The 19537-nt window shown below is 60.6% G+C and carries 13 protein-coding genes; 5 read left to right on the top strand and 8 right to left on the bottom strand.

The genetic code is table 11. From position 1 onward, the window contains the following. The first annotated feature begins 21 nt into the window (after window positions 1-21). Window positions 22-2694: a type VI secretion system ATPase TssH gene (gene tssH, locus OH764_RS22440; RefSeq protein ID WP_498850849.1), complete on the top strand. Its 2673-nt coding sequence runs from the start codon at window positions 22-24 to the stop codon at window positions 2692-2694. Window positions 2695-2729: 35 nt separating this feature from the next. Next, a complete protein-coding gene (gene tssA / locus OH764_RS22445; RefSeq protein WP_498850850.1) occupies window positions 2730-3848 on the top strand; it encodes a type VI secretion system protein TssA in 1119 nt (372 codons plus the stop codon). Window positions 3849-3942: 94 nt separating this feature from the next. Here the strand turns inward: tssA and OH764_RS22450 are convergent, their stop codons facing one another. The 4 genes from OH764_RS22450 to OH764_RS22465 all read right to left on the bottom strand — a co-directional run bounded on the left by OH764_RS22450 (window position 3943) and on the right by OH764_RS22465 (window position 10890). Next, complete coding sequence (locus tag OH764_RS22450) at window positions 3943-4908, bottom strand: OmpA family protein (protein ID WP_498850851.1); 966 nt, start codon at window positions 4906-4908, stop codon at window positions 3943-3945. 4 nt (window positions 4909-4912) lie between these two features. Beyond that, a complete protein-coding gene (gene tagF, locus OH764_RS22455; protein ID WP_498850852.1) occupies window positions 4913-5905 on the bottom strand; it encodes a type VI secretion system-associated protein in 993 nt (330 codons plus the stop codon). Beyond that, on the bottom strand, window positions 5902-9771 hold the full coding sequence (gene tssM / locus OH764_RS22460) for a type VI secretion system membrane subunit TssM (protein ID WP_498850853.1): 3870 nt from the start codon (window positions 9769-9771) through the stop codon (window positions 5902-5904). Before tssM ends, tagF begins: the two co-directional genes overlap by 4 nt. Window positions 9772-10044: 273 nt before the next feature. Continuing rightward, window positions 10045-10890, bottom strand: coding sequence for a M15 family metallopeptidase (locus OH764_RS22465; RefSeq protein ID WP_027805001.1), 846 nt, complete (start codon window positions 10888-10890; stop codon window positions 10045-10047). A 125-nt stretch (window positions 10891-11015) separates the two neighbouring features. On the opposite strand from OH764_RS22465, the gene OH764_RS22470 reads away from it, so the two are divergent. Together OH764_RS22470 and OH764_RS22475 are read left to right on the top strand one after the other, a co-directional pair. After that, the gene (locus OH764_RS22470; RefSeq protein ID WP_498850854.1) at window positions 11016-11990 is read left to right on the top strand and encodes a hypothetical protein; all 975 of its coding nucleotides are present in this window, start codon (window positions 11016-11018) and stop codon (window positions 11988-11990) included. Between the two features lie 151 nt (window positions 11991-12141). Further along, window positions 12142-13278, top strand: a complete 1137-nt coding sequence (locus OH764_RS22475; RefSeq protein ID WP_498850855.1) for a nucleoside hydrolase — start codon at window positions 12142-12144, stop codon at window positions 13276-13278. Between the two features lie 44 nt (window positions 13279-13322). Here the strand turns inward: OH764_RS22475 and OH764_RS22480 are convergent, their stop codons facing one another. Both OH764_RS22480 and OH764_RS22485 read right to left on the bottom strand, forming a co-directional pair. Then, on the bottom strand, window positions 13323-14279 hold the full coding sequence (locus OH764_RS22480; RefSeq protein WP_498850856.1) for a LysR family transcriptional regulator: 957 nt from the start codon (window positions 14277-14279) through the stop codon (window positions 13323-13325). 785 nt (window positions 14280-15064) lie between these two features. After that, window positions 15065-16117: an NAD(P)-dependent alcohol dehydrogenase gene (locus OH764_RS22485; RefSeq protein ID WP_498850857.1), complete on the bottom strand. Its 1053-nt coding sequence runs from the start codon at window positions 16115-16117 to the stop codon at window positions 15065-15067. Window positions 16118-16459: 342 nt separating this feature from the next. Here OH764_RS22485 and OH764_RS22490 point away from each other — a divergent pair, with 342 nt between their 5' ends. Next, a complete protein-coding gene (locus OH764_RS22490) occupies window positions 16460-17449 on the top strand; it encodes an AraC family transcriptional regulator (protein WP_498850858.1) in 990 nt (329 codons plus the stop codon). A gap of 10 nt (window positions 17450-17459) precedes the next feature. On the opposite strand, the gene OH764_RS22495 is transcribed toward OH764_RS22490, so the two are convergent. Then, the gene (locus OH764_RS22495; RefSeq protein WP_027805005.1) at window positions 17460-17801 is read right to left on the bottom strand and encodes a zinc ribbon domain-containing protein YjdM; all 342 of its coding nucleotides are present in this window, start codon (window positions 17799-17801) and stop codon (window positions 17460-17462) included. Window positions 17802-17885: 84 nt separating this feature from the next. Beyond that, window positions 17886-19364: a sensor domain-containing diguanylate cyclase gene (locus tag OH764_RS22500; protein ID WP_498850859.1), complete on the bottom strand. Its 1479-nt coding sequence runs from the start codon at window positions 19362-19364 to the stop codon at window positions 17886-17888. Window positions 19365-19537: the final 173 nt, after the last annotated feature.

A 19537-nucleotide genomic window follows, 5' to 3' on the forward strand; every position in this document is an offset into this window, starting at 1 on the left:
AACCTGACCGGATCGCACGACATGAGCACGTCCCTCAATACCCTGATCGCGAAACTGAATCCGACTTGCCGGCAAGCAGCGTTGCTGGCGGCGAACAACTGTCTTGCCCGCGGTCATTACGAGGTGGACCTCGAACATCTGCTGCTTGCGCTGCTCGATGAACCGGCAAGCGATGTTGCGCTAGTGCTGCGCGCAAGCAGAATCGATCCACATGCATTGCGCGCGGATATCGAGCGTGAGTTGCAGCGCCTGAAAACAGGCAACACGCGTACGCCAGTGTTCTCCAAACAGCTGATCGATCTGCTCGAACAGGCATGGCTGATTGCGTCGCTCGATTCGCAGATTGGGCGCATCCGTTCCGGGCATTTGCTGCTCGCGTTGCTGAGCGCACCCGATCTCGCACAATTCGCCGAGCGGATGTCGCCATTGCTGGGCGATGTGCGTGTGACGGATCTGAAGCATAAGTTCGATGAGTTGACTGCGGGCTCTCGCGAAGTCGAGCGCAGCGCGGCGCAGGGTCCGGACGAAAGCGCGAGCGGGGCGGCGAGAGCGGACGCGGCCGTGGGCGCACCGTCGAAGACGCCGGCACTGGATACCTACACCAGCAACCTCACGCAGCGAGCGCGTGAAGGCAAGATCGATCCGGTGATCGGCCGCGAAGGCGAGATTCGCCAGACCATCGACATACTGATGCGGCGCCGGCAGAACAATCCGATCATGACAGGCGAGGCGGGTGTCGGTAAGACCGCGGTAGTCGAAGGGCTCGCGCTTCGCATTGCGGCAGACGACGTGCCCGCGCCGCTGAAAGGCGTGGCTGTGCATGTACTCGATATGGGCCTGCTGCAAGCGGGCGCCAGCGTGAAGGGCGAATTCGAGAACCGCCTGAAAAATGTGATCGACGAGGTCAAGAAGAGCCCGCATCCGATCATCCTGTTCATCGACGAGGCGCATACGATCATCGGCGCTGGCGGGCAGGCTGGCCAGAACGATGCGGCGAATCTGCTGAAGCCGGCATTGGCGCGCGGCGAATTACGCACGATCGCGGCGACTACCTGGAGCGAGTACAAGAAGTACTTCGAGAAAGACTCAGCCCTGGCACGCCGTTTCCAGGTCGTGAAGATCGAAGAGCCGAGCGAAATGCTTGCGGCGGCGATGTTGCGCGGCATGGCGTCGTTGATGGAAAAGCACTTCAACGTGCGGGTGCTCGACGACGCGATTACCGAAGCAGTGCGCCTCTCGCATCGGTACATTAGCGGCCGGCAACTGCCGGATAAGGCGATCAGCGTCCTAGACACCGCTTGCGCGAAAGTCGCGCTCGCGCATAGTTCAACACCGGCCGCGATCGACGACACGAAGAAGCGCCTCGAGCGTATCGACGCGGAAATTGCGGCGCTCGAGCGCGAAGTGGCGAGCGGGGCGCTTCACGACGAACGCCTCGCGCAGTTGCGCGAACTGCGCGAAGAAGACCTGAAGGATCTCGCCGACGACGAAGCGCGCTACGACAAGGAGCGCGCATTGGTGAGCGAGATCGTCGGCTTGCGGGCGGAGATCGACGCCGCGCGGGTGAGTAGCGCGGACGCGGAGCAAGCGGCGAAGGCGCAACAGGCGCGCGAAACGCTCGCGGTTCGCGTCGCTGAATTGCATGAATTGCAAGGCGGTCAGCCCATGGTGCCGTTGCAGGTGGACGGCCACGTCGTCGCGGAAATTGTCGCGTCGTGGACAGGCATTCCGCTCGGCCGCATGGTCAAGGACGAAATCCAGACTGTACTCAACCTGCAGCCCTTACTTGGCGCGCGGGTGATCGGACAGGATCATGCGCTCGAAGCCATCGCACAACGAGTCCGCACGGCAAGTGCGAATCTCGAAGATCCGAACAAGCCGCGCGGTGTGTTCATGTTCGTCGGACCGTCGGGCGTCGGCAAGACCGAGACGGCACTCGCACTCGCCGATGTGCTGTACGGCGGCGAGCGCAAGATGGTGACAATCAACATGAGCGAGTACCAGGAAGCGCACAGCGTGTCTGGCCTCAAAGGATCGCCGCCGGGCTACGTCGGCTATGGTGAGGGCGGTGTGCTCACAGAAGCGGTGCGCCGCAACCCGTATTCGGTCGTATTGCTCGATGAAGTCGAAAAGGCTCATCCCGATGTGCTCGAAATGTTCTTTCAGGTGTTCGACAAGGGCACGATGGACGACGCTGAAGGCCGCGAAATAGACTTCCGCAATACGCTGATCATTCTCACGTCGAATGTCGGTGCGCAAGCGGTCATGCAGGGGTGTCTTAACAAAACCGCCGAGGAATTGCCTGACGCCGACGCACTTGCAGAAACCTTGCGCCCGCAACTATATAAAGCATTCAAACCGGCTTTTCTCGGGCGCATGAAAGTAGTGCCCTATTATCCGATTTCCGACGACGTGCTTGCCGAGATCATCGTGTTGAAGCTGGAGCGGATTCGCCGCCGCATAGAATCGAATCACAAGGCGGTGTTCGAGTGGGACGAGTCTCTCGTCGATGCGGTCCTCGCGCGCTGCACCGAAGTGGATTCCGGAGCCCGCAACGTCGACCATATTCTGAACGGCACGCTGTTGCCCGAAGTCGCACAACACGTGTTGGAGCGCATAGCCAACGGCGTGACGATTCAACGTATTTCGGTGCGCGCAAGCGAGGCTGGCGAGTTCGAATACGCCGTCGCCTAAGCAATTTCACAAATGCATTCTGATAGCTCTGTGCCATGCCGACCAATCTGAACACGCTGCTCGCTCCAATCAGCGAAGCCGCACCCTGTGGCGAAGATCTGCTGTTTTCCGCCGACTTCGATGCGATCCAGCACGCCCGGCGTTTCGAAGACCCATCGCTGGATCAAGGCGAATGGATCACCGAGATCAAGGAAGCTGACTGGCCGTTCGTTATCGAGCGTTCGAGTGCTTTGCTGCAGACGCAGACGAAAGACTTGCGGCTCGCTGTGTGGCTCACGGAAGCGCTTGCCATAGAAGAAGGCGTGAGCGGACTCACGCAGGGTTACACGCTGCTGGCGGGGCTGTGCGAGAAGTTCTGGGACACGGTTCATCCGCTGCCGGAGGGCGACGACACCGAATATCGTCTCGGCAACGTTGCATGGCTTGTTGGGCGCACCGGGGATCTGCTGCGCGCCATGCCCCTTACGTCGTCGCAAGGCAACCTGTACAGCACGATCGATTGGGACGTGGCAACACACGTTGCGCAAGCTGTGAAGCGCGATCCCGATCATGCCGACGACATTGCGCGCGGCAAGCCGTCCATCGAGCAGATCGACTCATCGAAACGCGCGACGCCGCCCGTGTTTTACTCGACACTGCTAGCCGAACTCAAGGCGTTCGAAGCGGCAATGCTCGCACTCGAACAGGAACTGGACCGTCGCGCCGCCGACTCGGCGCCGAGCTTCCGTCAGGCGAAAGACGCGTATGAAAGCGTTTATCGTCTGGCCGAACGTTTTGCGCGCGAACTGGGCGTGAATGCGGATGCGCAACCGACGTCTGTCGACAGATCGAGTGCGCCCACGCATCACGAACTGGAACGGGCCGAACCCACCTTCAAGACTTCACCGCAACGCGAGGAGCCCGTGTTGACGACGCCGCCGACCAACGCAATCGCAGGAATCCAGAGCCGCGCGCAGGCCGTCGCGCAGTTGCGCGCGGTGGCCCGGTTCTTTCGCACTACGGAGCCGCATAATCCTGCTGCTTACTTTGCCGACAAGGCCGCCGAGGCCGCGGACATGCCGTTGCATCAGTGGCTTTCGACCGTGGTGAAAGACGACGGGTCGCTCGCGCATATCCGCGAGTTGCTCGGTGTAAAGCCGGAAGAAAACGGCTAGAGGTCCGCGCTAAAACAAAAAACCTGGCTTCGAGTCGCTTGACCGAGCCAGGTTTTTTTACGCGAGCAGTTCAAGTGCCGACGCGTTGGTTCGCTCAGGAACCCGCGCGAAATTCGATGCGGCGATTGCGTGCGCGCCCATCGGCGCTATCGTTCGATGCAATCGGCTGATCGGGTCCGACGCCGGTCGTGCTCATCTGTTGCGGCGGAATGCCCTTCGCGACGAGGTAGCCTTTCACGGCATCGGCGCGTGCCTGGCTCAAGGCGATATTCGAGCTTCGGTTACCCGAGTTGTCAGTGTGACCGATAATCGCCACCGTCTTCGTGGTCATCTTCAGCATCGCAGCAGCCATCTGATCGAGAATGGCGCGGCCTTGCGGCGTCAGCGTCGCGCTGCCGGTCTCGAATTCGATCGTACGATTCGCGAGCGTCTGGTCCAGCAGGCCCTGCTCGGACGCACTGACGCGCAGACCGTTCTTGATCGTATAGGTGGGATTCAGCGCATTCGCCATATCGCTCGCAAGTTGCTGACGCTGCGACTCGTTGCGTACTTCTCCCTTTACGTCGATCTGCGTACCGTCGATTTTCAATTGGCCCTTGCTGATCTGCTTCAGTTGCGGGCCGATCAGCTTTTGTACGTTGGCGGACCAGTTGGGCGGCGTCGCGACGTCCGCGACTTCGATCTGATCGACCACGCTGGCTGCACCATACGTGTCGCGCAAACGTGCGAGCACGGCCGCCTTGGTCGCTTCGTCCGGTACTTTGCCGCCCACCACGACCTGGCCCGGCGCCGCGTTAGCGGGCGGCGGCGATGCCGTGACGGCGCCGGTGCCCGCGCCGGTCGTGCCGCTCGCGAGGCCGGCGGTGTTCACCGCGGGCCCCACTTTGCCAGCAGTAGCAGACGGGCTGGCCGAAGGCGCGGGCAGTGTCGTGGTGCGAATCGAAATGCCGCTGTTGTCGACCGGCGTGACGCGGGCAGGGCCGTCGTTGTCGGCGTGCGCCGAAGCGTTGAACATCAAGCCCGCGAGTAGCACGGCGATCCTGGTGCGTGAGTTCAGCATTGCATTACGCTCCCGTGAAGGCTTCGCGGAACGTGTCGATGCTGACGCGCAAGGACAGTTGCGGTTGGTCGAGGTAGCTGACAAGCTTGCTGATGCCATGATCGTTTTGTGCGTGTTCGTCGATCCATTCGGGATCGTCGATATCGATGTTATGTGCTGCGTACGCTTGCGGATCGACGACGCTATGCAGCGTTTTCGCCGACGCGCCGTTGAACCCGACAATGAGCCGCTCGCGTTCGGCGATCGTGCCGATAAAAATCGCCAGCTCGAAATCCGCCTGCGCGACGAACGGCGCGATCAGTTCGAGCCAGAATGCCGCAACGAGACTGCGATAGAACGGATCGTTGGGCAGCGGCAGCGTGAGTCCGCGTTCCAGATGCGACGAGCCGCTTTGCATCACGGGACGCAGTAGAGAACCGAGCGCGAGCATCGCGCCGCGCAAGCGCACCGGATGGCCGCTTGCCAGCAACATCTGTTCGAGCCCGGCGAGTGTCTGGTGCTCGACAAAGTCGTTGAAGGTGCCGTCATGCGGATTGCCCGGACCGCCGCCAATCTCGATCGGCACCTGCGTCTCGCCCAGCGCCTGCAATGCGCCGGCCGGCTCGCTTGCGCCAAGCAAAGGCCTCATTTGCGCCGACACGCGCGACCACAAACGCGCGAAAGCGAGCGGGCTGTGCGCGAGGAACGTGAGCGGCTTTTCGACTTCGAGTGCGGTTGCCGCAAGAAACGGAAAGCGGCGCGACGACTGATCGTGACTCGCCACCATATGGCCCGCAATGGCGAGCTTGCTGCGCGAACCGAGGAACGCGAAGTGCATGGGCTTTGCATTTTCATAGACGATCTTCCAGCGCGGATCGTCGGTGAGTAATTCCATTGCCTCGGCAATCCAGCGGTCGAGCGTGGCGAGCAACTGCGGGTTGTGCGCGCTTTTTACGAAGTCTCCACGCGACGGAATCTTGCCGAAGTACGCGATCTGCGCCTGCACGGTCTGCGTCATTGCGCACTCCCTGTGTTCGAAACCGCAGTGGCGGCCGTGGCCGGCCGCGCTGCTGGCGACGCGGGCGCCGCCGTGTTCGTGGCCGTCGCGGTGACCGAGTTGGCCGCCGCACTCACGTCCGCTACCGACGACGGCAGGCGCAAACCGCGCAGGCTCTGCTGTTGTGGCGCGTCACTGCTGCTGCCCGATGCTTGCGACGTGCTGATGATGCGCATGCTCACCGCCACCGTCACATTGCCCTGGGTCCAGGACAGGTCGAAGGTCCCATCCGGGCGGCGCTTTCGTTGCGCCGAGTTGATCAACTTCTCGAGACCGTAGCGGCCCGGCTCGTTGACGAGTTGCAGCGTGCGACCGTCGAAGGTCGTCGCGTTCAGCGTAGCGCCTGGCGAGCCCGACGGATTCGGCCACACGAAGTTGGTCCACTGCGGCGGCGTGTTGCGGTAGCGCATCTGCTGACCGTCGATCGCGAGCGTGTACTCGGTCGTTCCGCTGCTCGGCTGCGGCAGAATCTGGAACACCGTCTGTGGCTCGGCGGAACTTTGACCCGCCGACGCACCTGCTGCGCCGCCGGCGAGCGGCGCGACCCAACGCGCGAAGCCGTTGGTGAAGTCGGGCGTGAGCGCGAGGCCCATGTCGCCCCACGTCCGGGCGGTGAGCGTGTCGCCGCGGCGCACCGCGAGCGGTCCGAGCGTGGTGCCGACGAACTTCGCAATCGAGCCGTCGGGTCCGAACACCTGCGCAATCTCACCTGCGCCGGCTTCCACCTTCGCGTCGCCGGCAAACGGATACTTGTTCGAAAGCGAACTCTGGAACGTCTGATACACCTGCGCATTCCACACCTTGTTGACTTCGACGCTCGCGGGCTGAATCACCACTGCATACGCGGCCATCAGCGGACGCACCAGCAGCGGCCGCAACGCCTTGCGTTGTGAGTCGGTGAGACCCGTCAACATCTGCTCGTCGACATACTTGAGCGAATCGGCCAACTCGGAGCCGCTGCCGTCGAGCGTCTGCTGCATGAGTTGGCGCGCGCCCGGCCCGGGATCGCCCTGATTCTTGATGACGTTAAAGCGCGTACGGACCTTCGACAGCGTGTCCATGTAGCCCTTGAGCATCGAGCCGTTGTCGCCCGTCACGACAATGCGGCCGAGCGCGGAGAACTCCTGGCCGATCGGGCCCATCGGCAATTCGACCGGATTACCGTTGATGTCGATGTTCGCGTTCAATTGACCGGTCGGCGCGCGCGCGAACCATTGCTTGAACCAGCTCGTCACGCCGCTTTGCGCGCGTTTCAGGTTCGCATTGAAAAGCGACGGGTTATCCCACGAGGTCTGGTCGTAAGCAGTTTCGAGTACTTTGCGAATGGGCGAATCCTGCGGATCGCCGAGACGGTTCATTGCGTCCACCGCTTGTCCGAAACTGCCGAAGCTCTGCACCGCAATACCTTGCATGAACTTCTGCCAGTGCATTGCGTACTCGGTCTTGTACATCGTGACGAGTGCTTTCTGAATCTGCTCAGGGCTGCCTTCGAGCGTGAGGTCGTCGTGTGCGGAGGTGTTGAGCACCCAGTCTTTCGCTTGCAGTTCTTTCGTCGCGGCGTCGCGGATTGCAGGCTGCACGTACTGGAACCACGCTTCGCGTGTGAACGTGCCGGGGATCGCGTAGCTGCCCGCCACGAGCGCCGTATTGTTTTCGCCGACGATGCGCGCGATGGTCATTGGCGCGAAACGGGTCGACGCGCGCGCCTTGATCTCTTCGTAGACACGCTGACGCGCCGGCATGCCGCGCACCACGCGGCGCAGGTTCTCGCGCGTCTGGTCAACGAGGCCGAGATTCTGGTCGATCATCGGCCAGTCGTCGTCGGATACGCGTGACAGGTAGAACGTGATCATGCGCTCCGCGCTGCGGATCATCTCGTCGCGCGGCATGTTGCCGCGATTCGTTTCAAGCCAGCCGCGCCAGAAACGCGCAACCTGGTCGGTCAGGTGAGCCGTTTCCACGTGACGTTTGTCACTTAGCATCAGATACGTCTTGAGCGCGTTGTACGCGTCTTCCACATTGGTTGGCGATGCGTCGCTATAAAGCCCGCCCTGGCTGTTCGCCGCCATGGCCGTGTGAGCCGAGACGGGAATGGCGGCTGCATCGGGCGTGCGGTTAAGCGGCGCAAGCTGGTCGGGATGCGCGTTGACTTCCTTCAGGAACGACGCGAGGTTCTGCGAAACCGGATCGAGCAGGATCTGGCGCACGCCGTTGTAGTACTCGGTAAGCAGGCGCTCTTCGAGACGGTCGCCCTGGTACAGACCGAATGAAACGGCGAGCGGCTTGTCGCGGCGGAACTGTTCCAACTGGTCGATACGGTCTTCGAGAACGTCCATGGCCTGCAGGCGCGATTGCAGATCGTTGCGGTTCTGCTGCAGGCGCACCACGTTGTCGAGGTCGGCTTTCACGTTTTCGGCGAGTTGCTGATTGCCGATAGTCGACCAGGTCCAGCCGCCGAGTGCGAGCGCCAGCGCGGCGACGAAGCCGAAGAACGTTGCATAGCGCATGCGTGTTTTCGCGGGGCTTGCAAACTGCTTGACCGTTTGCCGGTCTGCGAAAATTACTTTCGAAAAAAGATCGCGCAGAAAGAAGCCGTTCTTCGAGAATGCGCTATGCGGCTTCGGCATGCTGTCGGCGCTCAGGCCGAAGCGGTGGGCGATACGCGTGGCCGCGGAGCTATTGGTTTCGCCTTCCTGCAATGCGCTCGTGAAATAAAAGCCGCGGAAGATCGGCTTGTACTGGAACGGGTTCGTTTCAAACAACGTGGCAAGGAACGCTCGCAATGCCGGCTTGATCGTCGAGAATTCCAGTGGAAAACTCAGTTGACCGGGCGAGAGCTTATTGCCGCGATTGATTGACATCTGCGCGACGCTGATTTCTTTCAGGCCGTCGTACAGTTCTTCGAAGTGCTCGTCGAAAAGCCCCACTACGTCGCGCTTCTCGTCCGGTTCATAGGGCAGGGTGGCGCCCCACACCCGGTCGTATTCATGACGGTCGCTGCCGCTGAAGAATTCGGTGAAGCCCGTAATCAGGTCTGCCTTCGTGAACATCACGTAGACAGGCGCGAAAACTTCGAGCTTCTCGGTCAATTCCTGCACGCGCTGGCGGAGGTTCTTCGCGAGATTGATTGCAAATTCCGGCTTGCTGCTGGTGAGCTCCGCAATGCTCGCCGTCACGATGATCCCGTTGATTGGTGCTTTGGGCCGGAAGCGTTTGAGCAGGCCGAGAAAGCCGAGCCATTCGGTGCGGTCTTCCTCATGCACCGAGTAACGGCCGGCCGTATCCAGCAGAATGCCTTCCGTCGTGAAGAACCAGTCGCAGTTGCGCGTGCCGCCAATGCCGTGAATTACCGCGTTGTTCTTGTCGGCGAAGGGAAATTGCAAGCCCGAGTTCAACACCGCGCTGCTCTTGCCGGCGGCGGGGTTGCCGATCACGATGTACCAAGGCAACTCATAAAGTGCGGAGCCGCGCGAGACCTGACCGATCTTCGAGGTCTTGATGGTCTTGACCGCATCGACGAGGCGCGTGCGCAGCACATCGAGTTCCGCCTGACGGGCGGGCGTGGGCGCAGGACCGGCCTCTGTGCTCTGTTTCTCGGCCTGCTGTTCCAGCATCTCGCCGAGCTTGCGGTTCGCGCGCCGCGCGCGCAGGCGGCGCACCGCCCACACGAGCAGCCATAGCGCGATGACCACGCCGAGTGCGATGGCCGGCCACATCAGGTCGATCTGCAATGTATCGGCGCCGACGAACAACACGGCAGCGAGCGCGAGCAGGCCGATGATCGAGAGCGTGCGTGGATGGGTCAACACGTTGAGAATGCGTCGCATAAGCCGTTCAGGTCTTGATGATTGGTGTTGTGGCGCGTGCTGTGGCAAACGGCATCACGCGAGTGCAGCGTTTGAAACCGAAGCGAAAGAAAACGAAAGCGGGTTCGGGACAAACATGAAAACGGGCGAATTGTTAAATGCGTGACTGCGGTGCTTGCAAATAGCGGCCTGATGAATGCACCGTTGTATGGCCGATTGCGGTTTGCATTGCCGCTTTTTGCCATAAATAATGATTGAACGCCCCATTTTCCGGCCTCTTGTACCCGTTACGTCTTAATGACCCCGTCCGAGGACGAAGCCGGGTTTGTGATATTCAACGTGTCCGAGATCCATCATTTTCCAGCGGCCACCCCATGTCAGGCCGACCTGTTCGGCTGTTTGCCCATATAACTGATAGCCTCGCATCGCCCAGGGATCTTTTTCTGAAATGACGAGCTTGCCGTCGCGTAGAAACGCATTGTCCGCCGCAAGACCGTATTGGTGATAGCTTTGAAATGCAGCGGCATTGGTGACGTTGCTCCCCATTTGCGCGAGCCGGTTTTGCCGCTCCGGACTGCGATAACCTTCAAGCAAAGCCATTTCGTACCCGTGCTGCTCGTGCATGATTTTGTAGACGAGCAATAAACGCGTTCTGAAATCGGCATCGAGCAGATTCCAGTCGCGGCTCGCATCTTTCAGCGCGGGCCGGATCTGCTCGACTTCACGCGTGGCAAACACCTCCGGCGGCAGCGGCGGCGGGGGTACGAGCTGTTCGCCGTTTAGTAAGGCGGCAATTTTCTCGTCGGGTACCCGCGCTGTTTCGTCGAATTGGAATAACTGCCGGCCGCGTAATGCCAATGCCACCAATGGCGGCGTCGCAAGAATACCTGTGGTGGTAAAAATCAGCAAGCGCCGACGCGCCAGTAATTTCTTCATATCCACCGCGGTAGATTGCGAAATTCTTGCCGAGCGTGCTAATTGGCCGCGTGCGACAGATGCGCTACGCGATGCCCCGCGCATAACGCGTCCATGAATGGTCAATGCAGCGTCTAATAGAGAAGCTCGGACTGCCGGCAAAAGCAGCATTGCGGCGATCACAACCGCAATGGCGAAATAGGCAAGAAGTACTACGGCAATCAATGGCGACCCCGGAAATTGGAAACAATTGTATTTTGTAATGCTTGCTCTTAGAATCAGGCCTGCTCGGAGAGGAGCCGGAGCAGTATTATCACGGCGAAATAATCCAGGATTCAATGAGACAGTGAATGAGTGCGCCGGAAAATTCAAATTCCAAAGCCCCGCCTAGCCTGTTATCCGATAAGGCTAAAGGCGCAGATGGCAATGGTTCGCGAATTCTTGCGAATCTGGAAGGCCGCGTCGCGCCGCCTAACGATAAACCACGCCGGTCAAGAACGCCTCTTGCGCTGGTCGCCTTGCTTGTGATCGCAGCGGGGGGCTGGGGCGCGTGGCACATGCAACAAGGTGCGCCTGTGGAACCGGTCACCGGCGCTGTGCCCGCGGGTGGGGCCAACGTCGTCAGGGCCCCCGTACCGGCCTCCGTTGCGAGCGCAACCGTGCAGGTCGCCGCGAATGCGCAAGCGCCCGCGCCGGCATCCTCGCAAGCAGCGACGATCATCGCCGATGACAGCGACAGCAAAGCCGCGGCTTCTTCTGCATCGGCGTCCGCGGGTCTCGCGGACAACCGCTTGTCGCGGGCGCTTGCTGACGGCGCGGTGCCGAGCGGCGCTTCAACCTCGGTTGCTGCGGTCGCGCCGGTCGCTGGCGCGTCCGGAACGGCGCCAGCGGTTGCGCCGGCGGCGAAGCACGACAAGAGTTCAACGGCCGTTGCAAGCAGGAGCAAGCACGAGGCCGCGGCGCACGGCAAGAAGGAAACCGTAACGGCAAGCGCGGGCAACCATCGTTCGGGCACGACGACCGCCGCCACGCAGACGAAGAAAGCGAAGCCGGACACGACGTCGAAAGATGATTCGGATGCCGATCTATTGGCCGCGCTCGTTGCGCGGACCAAACCGGCGGACAGCAAAGCAGGCGGCAATAGTCCGGCGACCAGGGTGCCTACCTCGGCAGCGGCGGGCAATGCAAAGCTTGCCGAGCGGGTGAAAGAGTGCGGGCAGCGTGGCTTTTTCGAAGACCAGTTGTGCCGCTGGCGCGTGTGCGACGGTCACTGGGGCAAAGATCCCGCATGCCCAAGCTCTGCGCAGCAAGCGCGTCAGCCCTGACTCTTTGCCATACGAGTGTCCCGTTCAAGAGACCTCGACGAGGTTGGCATTATCCGCGAGCCTCGTCGATACTCCGGTTTGATTCTGGCGTCTTTAAGTCTATGATGACTCTCCCCAGTCGCACACCGATGCGATAGAACAGGAGACATCAATGAAGCGGTTTTTCGTGGCATTGAGCTATGTAGCAAGCGTCGTGACTGCTCTGGTCATTGCGGCATGCGGCGGCAGCGAACTGAATTCCTCCAATCCCCCCAAAGTCATTATCGACAGCGACTACAACACGCTGAGCGACGACGGCCAGCTCGGCGTCATGGCGGCACAATTGCAGGCACAGGGATCGCTGAAAGTACTCGGCATTACCGTAGTGTCGGGTAATCAATGGTTGAAGCAAGGCGTGGCGGATGCATTGAAATCCGTCGAACGGCTCGGCGTTGAAAAGCAGATCGGTGTCTATGCAGGCGCAAACTATGCGCTGTCGCATGACTTCGCCACGATCCAGGCAGAAATGGCGAAATACCCCGGCGGCGACGGCTATCTCGGCGCATGGGGCACTCCCGAGCCGAAGTCGGATAGCGACCTCGTGGCACCGCCCGACGGCTTCGCGACGCACACCAAGGTGCAGGGCAAAAGCGCGGTGGATTTCATCGTCGATTCAGTGAAGCAGAATCCCGGCGAGGTGACGATTCTTGCAATCGGACCATTGACCAATATTGCGCTCGCCGCGCGTCAGCATCCCGAGATCGTGCCGTTGATCAAACAGATCATCTATATGGGGGGCGCGATCGACGTGCCGGGCAATACGACACCAACGGCGGAATTCAACTGGTGGTTCGATCCGCAAGCAGCGAAAGAGGTGCTGCGTCTGCCGGTGAAACAGGTCGTCGTGCCGCTCGACGTGACTGACACCGTGAAAATGGATAAGGCGCTTTACGACCGTATCGCGCACGATCCGACGAAGCAGACCATCATTACTCAATTGTTCAAGACATTGAATGGCTACGGTTTCGATGGCAAGAACGGCTTCGAGACGAACCCGAACTACACCACGAACATATGGGACACACTGACACTCGGGTATCTGATGCATCCTTCGTTTGCAACCCAGACTGTGGACGAGTGGGTGGACGTGGATACGAGTTTCGGCGCGAATGACGGCAAAGCTAGCGGCTATGCAAGCTCACCGCCGGCTGGCTTGCAGAAGATGACCATCGTCAAACGCTTCGACAACCAGAACTTCTTCAACTTCTATGTGGACTTGCTGACCCGGCCGGTGCCGCTGCCAGGCTGATCTGTTGTCACCCGCGTACTGCTGCGAGGCCGCACGAGTCCGCTTCACGCGGGATGCAAGCCACGCAGCAATTGACGCACGCGCGAGAGGTCCTGATCGACGTGTTCGGCGTTTTCGAACAACTCCGCGAGCCAGTCCACGAATGCGCGCACTCGGGGCGACACACGGCGATTCTTCAGATAGGCAACCGAAACAGGCATGGGCACAGGCTTCCATTGCGGAAGTACTTCACGCAATAGTCCAGAGTCGAGATATGGTTGCGCGACGATCCGCGCGGGTTGAATGAGCCCGTGGCCTTGCAGCCCGCAGGTGAGGTACGCCTGCTCGTCGCTGACCTTCACGAAACCATTCACTTTGACGCTTTGCGCTTCGCCGTCCACTTCGAAATCGAATGCCACTTCGCGGCCGTTATGCGGCGACATGCAATTGACTGCGACGTGTCCGCGCAGGTCGTCGAGGTCGGTGGGCGTGCCGTATCGCGCGAGATAATCCGGGCTTGCGCAGGTCACATGCTCGAGCGTGCCGAGCTGCCGCGCGACGAGATTCGAGTCCGGCAATTCACCGAGCTGGATGCTGCAGTCGATGGCTTCCGACACCAGATCCACCGTACGGTTGCTGACGCCAACGGCAAGGTCCAGGTTGGGATAGCGCATGTGGAAGTCGTCGAGCGCAGGCAGCACGATTGCGCTTGCCACCGAGCCGGGCATTTCGATGCGCAGGCGACCGGTGAGGTTATCGGTGGCGTGACGGATGCTGGCTTCCATTTCGTCGATATCGGCGAGGATTTGCGCACAGCGTTCGTAATAGGCGGCGCCTTCCGGAGTGACGCTGAGCCGCCGCGTGGTGCGGGCGAGCAACTGCGTGCCGAGCAGGGCTTCCAGATTCTGGACGATGGTAGTCGCCGTCGCGCGCGGAATGTTCAGCGATTCCGCTGCGCGGGTGAAGCTGTTTGTGTCCACGATCCGGATGAATGTGCGCATGGCGGTTATTCTGTCTATCATTCGGTGCCTCTCGTTTGGGTTTAGCTTTTTGCCTTTGCGGCGGGCTGTTTGGGTGTTTGCTTGATTACGTTGGGGTTCTGTTTTTTGGAACCTTTGGCCTTTCCTTGATTTCACGGCGATCTATTAGCGCTGCCCCTGTGCGGGGCGGCACTTACTTTCTTTGCGGCCGCAAAGAAAGTAAGCAAAGAAAGCGGCTCACACCGCTAGCTCATAAGTGGGTCCCCCGGCTCAAAGGGGGCAGTGGTGCATCTGGAATCCGTGCCCTCGCACATTCCGCACTCGTGACAAGGCAGTCATTCTTCCGGCAACGCTTCGCGCGCCGTGGCGGTAGTTCATAAAACCGTCGGTACTTCGTGTTCCAGGCAGTCATGCCGCGCCAAGCGTTTTCAAGCGGAAGCACTACCTATACGCAGCAACGAAGCGGATGGCGTTTGCTTGCCTGTCCGACGAGCGCACCGCGCGAGGCGGGAAGTATGACTGCCTTGTCACGAGTGCGGAATGTGCGAGGGCACGGATTCCAGATGCACCACTGCCCTCTTTGAGCCGGGGGACCCACTTATGAGCTAGCGGTGTGAGCCGCTTTCTTTGCTTACTTTCTTTGCGGCGGCAAAGAAAGTAAGTGCCGCCCCGCACAGGGGCAACGCAAATAGACCGCCGTGAAATCAAGGAAAGGCCCAAAAGGGCCCTAACCAGAAACAGAACGCCAAACCACAAAAAAGCCAAAAAAACAAAGCCACCGCCCGCAGGCGCGAAAAAAACCACGCCGCAGGCAGCAACCCTCTCAATCACTTCCGCAAAGAATCCAGATCGATCACAAATCGATACTTGACGTCGCTCTTCAACATCCGCTCATACGCCTCATTGATCTTCTGCATTGGAATGACTTCCACGTCCGAAGTGATTCCGTGCTCACCGCAGAAGTCCAACATCTCCTGCGTCTCGGCAATTCCGCCGATCAGCGAGCCGGCCAGGCGGCGGCGCTTGAAAATCAGGTTGAACACTTGCGGCGACGGATGGTCGTGCTCCGGCGCGCCTACCAGCGTCATCGTTCCATCGCGCTTGAGCAGGTTAAGGAACGGGTTCAGGTCGTGCGGCGCAGCCACCGTATTCACAATCAGGTCGAAGCTGTTCGCATGCGCTTCCATTTCTTCCGCGTTCTTCGAGATCACCACCTCATGCGCGCCTAGCCGCTTCGCGTCCTCGATCTTCGACGGCGAAGTCGTGAACAGCACGACATGCGCGCCCATCGCACGCGCCAGCTTCACGCCCATGTGACCCAAACCGCCGAGGCCGACAATGCCGACCTTCTTGCCGGGGCCGGCGCCCCATGTGCGCAGCGGCGAATACGTCGTGATGCCCGCGCACAGCAATGGCGCAACGCCGGCGGGGTCGAGATTTTGAGGCACACGCAGCGTAAATTCTTCGTCGACGACGAGTTGCGTCGAATAACCGCCGTACGTAATCTGTCCGTCGACGCGGTCCATGCCGTTATAGGTACCGACAAAACCGTTCTCGCAATACTGCTCGAGCCCTTCGGCGCAACTTGCGCAGGTGCGGCACGAGTCGACGAGGCATCCTACGCCTACGAGATCACCCGTCTTGTACTTCGTGACGTCCGGTCCCACTGCGGTGACGCGGCCGATGATCTCGTGACCGGGCACCACGGGATACACCGTGTTCTTCCATTCGTTGCGGGCCTGATGCAGGTCGGAGTGACACACGCCGCAATACAGCACTTCCATCTGCACGTCGTGCGCGCGCAGTTCGCGGCGCTGGATTTCAAACGGGGCGAGCGGCGCGCTGGCGTCGGTCGCGGCATAGGCATATGTCGTGCTCATGGGTAGCTCCAGCAAAAGAGGGTGAATGTTGCAAGGCGCTCGCGATGGGCGATACATGTCGCCGATGCGGCCAGGTCTTGCCAATGTTTCGATCAGAGCGTCGGACCACCGCGCGGATCGGAACGCCCGCATGGGTGGCGAGTTCACGACGTGAACTGCCGACCAGGCTGCTGGCGTAGCGCGGAAAGGATGATCCGGCAGGGTTCCCATAGTAGGAGCGCGAGGCCACTCAGTGAATACCTGAATGTCTTGAAGATTTGCCTAAAACTCCTGGAGAGGAGCGCACCAGGCAGTTTGGTGCTAAATTTCAAGCATTATTCTCTTGCACGTCACTATATCGTCATGTCGCAGCACTCGTCCGAACTGTCGTCACCCTCAGCCGAACTTCCAGTGGCTGACGCCGCGCAGCAGCGCCTGATCGAAGTATTCGACATGCTCGCGCCGAAGCCCGGCATGACGCGTTCGAGCCTGGAAGGTGTGAATCTGATGCGCGCCAACACCCCGCTGCCGCGCATGCCGGTCATGTACGAGCCGAGCATCGTTATTGTGTGTCAGGGGCGCAAGCGCGGCTATCTCGGGGACCAGGTGTTCCAGTACGATGCGCAGCAGTACCTCGTGCTGTCCGTGCCGCTGCCGTTCGAATGCGAGACCGAGGCGAGCTTTGATCAGCCGTTCCTCGGCATCTCGATCCGGGTCGATCTGACCATGGTGGCCGAGTTGCTGATGGCGCTCAACGAAACGCAAGGCACCGCGAAGAACGAACCACTCGGCATCTACTCCACGCCGCTCGATCCTGCCTTGAGCAGCGCGGTGCAGCGTCTGCTGGATGCGCTTGCGGCGCCGCTCGACGCGCGCATTCTCGCGCCCAGCATCGTGCGCGAAATCTGTTATCGGGTGTTGACCGGCGAGCAGGGCGACGCGATTCGCGCGGCGCTCACGCATCAGAATCACTTTGGCCGCGTTGCGAAGGCGCTGCGTCGCATCCACGCCGATTATCATGGCGCGCTCGACGTCGATACGCTTGCTGCGGAGGCCGGTATGAGCATCGCTGTTTTTCACGCGCAATTCAAGGCGGTGACAGCGACTTCGCCGATGCAATACGTGAAGACCACGCGTTTGCATCACGCGCGCCTGTTGATGGTGCAAGACGGTTTGAATGCGGGCGCCGCAGCGGCGCGCGTAGGTTATGAAAGCGCCTCGCAATTCAGCCGCGAATTCAAGCGCCTGTTTGGCCTGAGTCCCGTTGACGAAGTGAAGCGCATGCGGGCAATCTACGACTCACCGCCGCCGCGAGTCGTGCAGCCGGTCGCACGTTATGTTACGGCCGTGTAAGCGTGCTTCCTCACACCTTCTTCAGATACGCGGCCTTCAACATGAAATTGCCGGCGTCCATTTTGCAGTCCACCTCATGATCGCCACCGGCGAGCCGAATGCTCTTCACTTTCGTGCCCATTTTCAGTGTGATCGACGAGCCCTTTACTTTGAGATCCTTGATCAGCACTACCGCATCGCCGTCGGCGAGCACATTGCCGTTGGCGTCCTTGACCACGCGTTCGTCTGACTGGTCAGCGGATGTGACGGCGGCGATTGGCCACTCGTGCGCGCAGTCCGGGCAGACATAGTTCTCGCCGTCCGGGTAAGTGTTGTCCATTGCGCATTGGGGGCAGGCAGGAATTGTCGACATGATTCTTTTCGGAAGGCGCGTGCGCCGAGGATTCTCTTAAGGGGGGGCGAGTATAGCCGACGCCTGCGTCGCGCTATCCCGCTTTCAGACGCCGCTCGCGTCCACACTTGGCCGCAGCTCGTAGTGCGAGCGTTTTTCTTGGTACATCAGTAGATCCGCGCGCTGCACGCCGGCTTCAAGGCGGTCCCCGCGTTGGCAGGTCGCGGCTCCCATTGAAAAGCTCAGCGGCGAGCCCGGATAAAACTGGTTGTTCATTTCGACGAGTTGGCGAATCGCGTCGATCATCGCCGCGCCGCCGCGCTCGTCGGTGTTCGGCATCAGGATCGCGAACTCGTCCCCGCCGATACGGGCGGCCTGGAACGGCGACTCCAACGCTTTCGCCAGCACTTCGCCTGCGCGGCGCAGCAGCGCATCGCCGGCAGCGTGGCCGAGTTGGTCGTTCACGCGTTTCAAGCCGTTCAGATCGGCCATGATGATGGTGACGGGCCACGGACCTTTGCGCTCCAGCCGGTTCAGTTCGTCAACATAGAACGAACGGTTGCGCAGCTTGGTGAGCACGTCATGCTTGCCAAGAAATTCCAGGTACGCTTCGGCCTTCTTGCGTGCGGTGATATCGGTCAGCGCGACGAGCACGAGGTCCCAATTCTTCTCGTGGCCAGGCAGCACGGAGAATTGCAGGTGTACGTGTACCTCGCTGCCGTCGAGCGAATAGTTGAGCACCTCGCGCTGCTGGAACAGTTTGCCTTCCCACAGGTCGAGTAACTGCTCGCGGAAATGCGGACCCATGTCGTCGCGGAAAACTTCCGGCAGGCGCGCGAGCAGCGTTTTTTTGTCCGGCGCGGCGAACATTTCGAGCGTGTGCCAGTTCACGTCGAGCACGTGAATCTCCTGCATGCAGCGCTCGACGAACTCCGGATGCACATCGGTAAATACGCGGAAATCGCTAATGCCGGCCGCCCGCGCCTGATCGAGCAGTTGCTTGACCGCGCTGAAATCTTCGACCCATAGCGATACCGGCGAATGTTTAAACAGGCCGCGCGCATATTCCTCGGCGAGCGTCACGCGACGCCGCGCGGCCTCCAGTTCGGTGATGTCTTCCACCGACACCAGCACGCGGTCCCAGCGCTCTTCGTGACCCGGCAGCACGGAGCCCTTCAGCAGTACGTCGAGGCGCCGACCACCAAGCGTGTAGTTCACGGTCTGGCTCGTGAAGTGGGCTTGCCCGGCCCACAACTGACACAGCTCTTCCAGGTGCGTCTTCAGCATATCGTCGCGGAACACCGTGGCGAGATTGTCGTTGAGCGTGGCGAAATCGGCGGCTTCGAATTGCGTCAGCGTCTTCTGATTCACCTTGATGACGCGAATGCTACGGGCGCATTCCGCAACCCGTTCGGGCGCATTCGCGAAGTGCGCGCGCAGGTCGGTCACGCCTTCGGCGCGCCATGCGTCGAACAGATCGCGCACGCCGCTGAAGTCTTCGACCCATAGCGAGACGGGCGCGAGGTCGAACATCTTCGAATCGTCGTTGGCGGGCTTGGGGACGCCTGGCAGAGTATCCAGCATGAGGTTCTCTTAGCGAAAAGTCCGGCTATTTTACGGCCCCTTTGAAGCCGCCTAAAAAACAAACGGCTTTCATCGGCTTGCAGCAGGGCTTCGCGTCAGCACGCAATAATTGGTCTTGCTACACTCGATTCGACACGTTTCGTTTGCCAACCTGCACACACGCCACCGGGAAA

The organism is Burkholderia sp. M6-3 (assembly GCF_050858985.1).
Lineage (GTDB): Bacteria > Pseudomonadota > Gammaproteobacteria > Burkholderiales > Burkholderiaceae > Paraburkholderia > Paraburkholderia caledonica.

Excerpts from the sequence above, each read along its gene's own strand:
- OH764_RS22475 (WP_498850855.1), top strand. The coding sequence starts at position 12,142 with ATGAAGCGGTTTTTCGTGGCATTGAGCTATGTAGCAAGCGTCGTGACT.
- tssH (WP_498850849.1), top strand. The coding sequence starts at position 22 with ATGAGCACGTCCCTCAATACCCTGATCGCGAAACTGAATCCGACTTGC.
- OH764_RS22495 (WP_027805005.1), bottom strand. The coding sequence starts at position 17,801 with ATGTCGACAATTCCTGCCTGCCCCCAATGCGCAATGGACAACACTTAC.
- OH764_RS22480 (WP_498850856.1), bottom strand. The coding sequence starts at position 14,279 with ATGATAGACAGAATAACCGCCATGCGCACATTCATCCGGATCGTGGAC.
- tssA (WP_498850850.1), top strand. The coding sequence starts at position 2,730 with ATGCCGACCAATCTGAACACGCTGCTCGCTCCAATCAGCGAAGCCGCA.
- tagF (WP_498850852.1), bottom strand. The coding sequence starts at position 5,905 with ATGACGCAGACCGTGCAGGCGCAGATCGCGTACTTCGGCAAGATTCCG.
- OH764_RS22490 (WP_498850858.1), top strand. The coding sequence starts at position 16,460 with ATGTCGCAGCACTCGTCCGAACTGTCGTCACCCTCAGCCGAACTTCCA.
- OH764_RS22500 (WP_498850859.1), bottom strand. The coding sequence starts at position 19,364 with ATGCTGGATACTCTGCCAGGCGTCCCCAAGCCCGCCAACGACGATTCG.
- tssM (WP_498850853.1), bottom strand. The coding sequence starts at position 9,771 with ATGCGACGCATTCTCAACGTGTTGACCCATCCACGCACGCTCTCGATC.
- OH764_RS22450 (WP_498850851.1), bottom strand. The coding sequence starts at position 4,908 with ATGCTGAACTCACGCACCAGGATCGCCGTGCTACTCGCGGGCTTGATG.
- OH764_RS22485 (WP_498850857.1), bottom strand. The coding sequence starts at position 16,117 with ATGAGCACGACATATGCCTATGCCGCGACCGACGCCAGCGCGCCGCTC.
- OH764_RS22470 (WP_498850854.1), top strand. The coding sequence starts at position 11,016 with ATGAGTGCGCCGGAAAATTCAAATTCCAAAGCCCCGCCTAGCCTGTTA.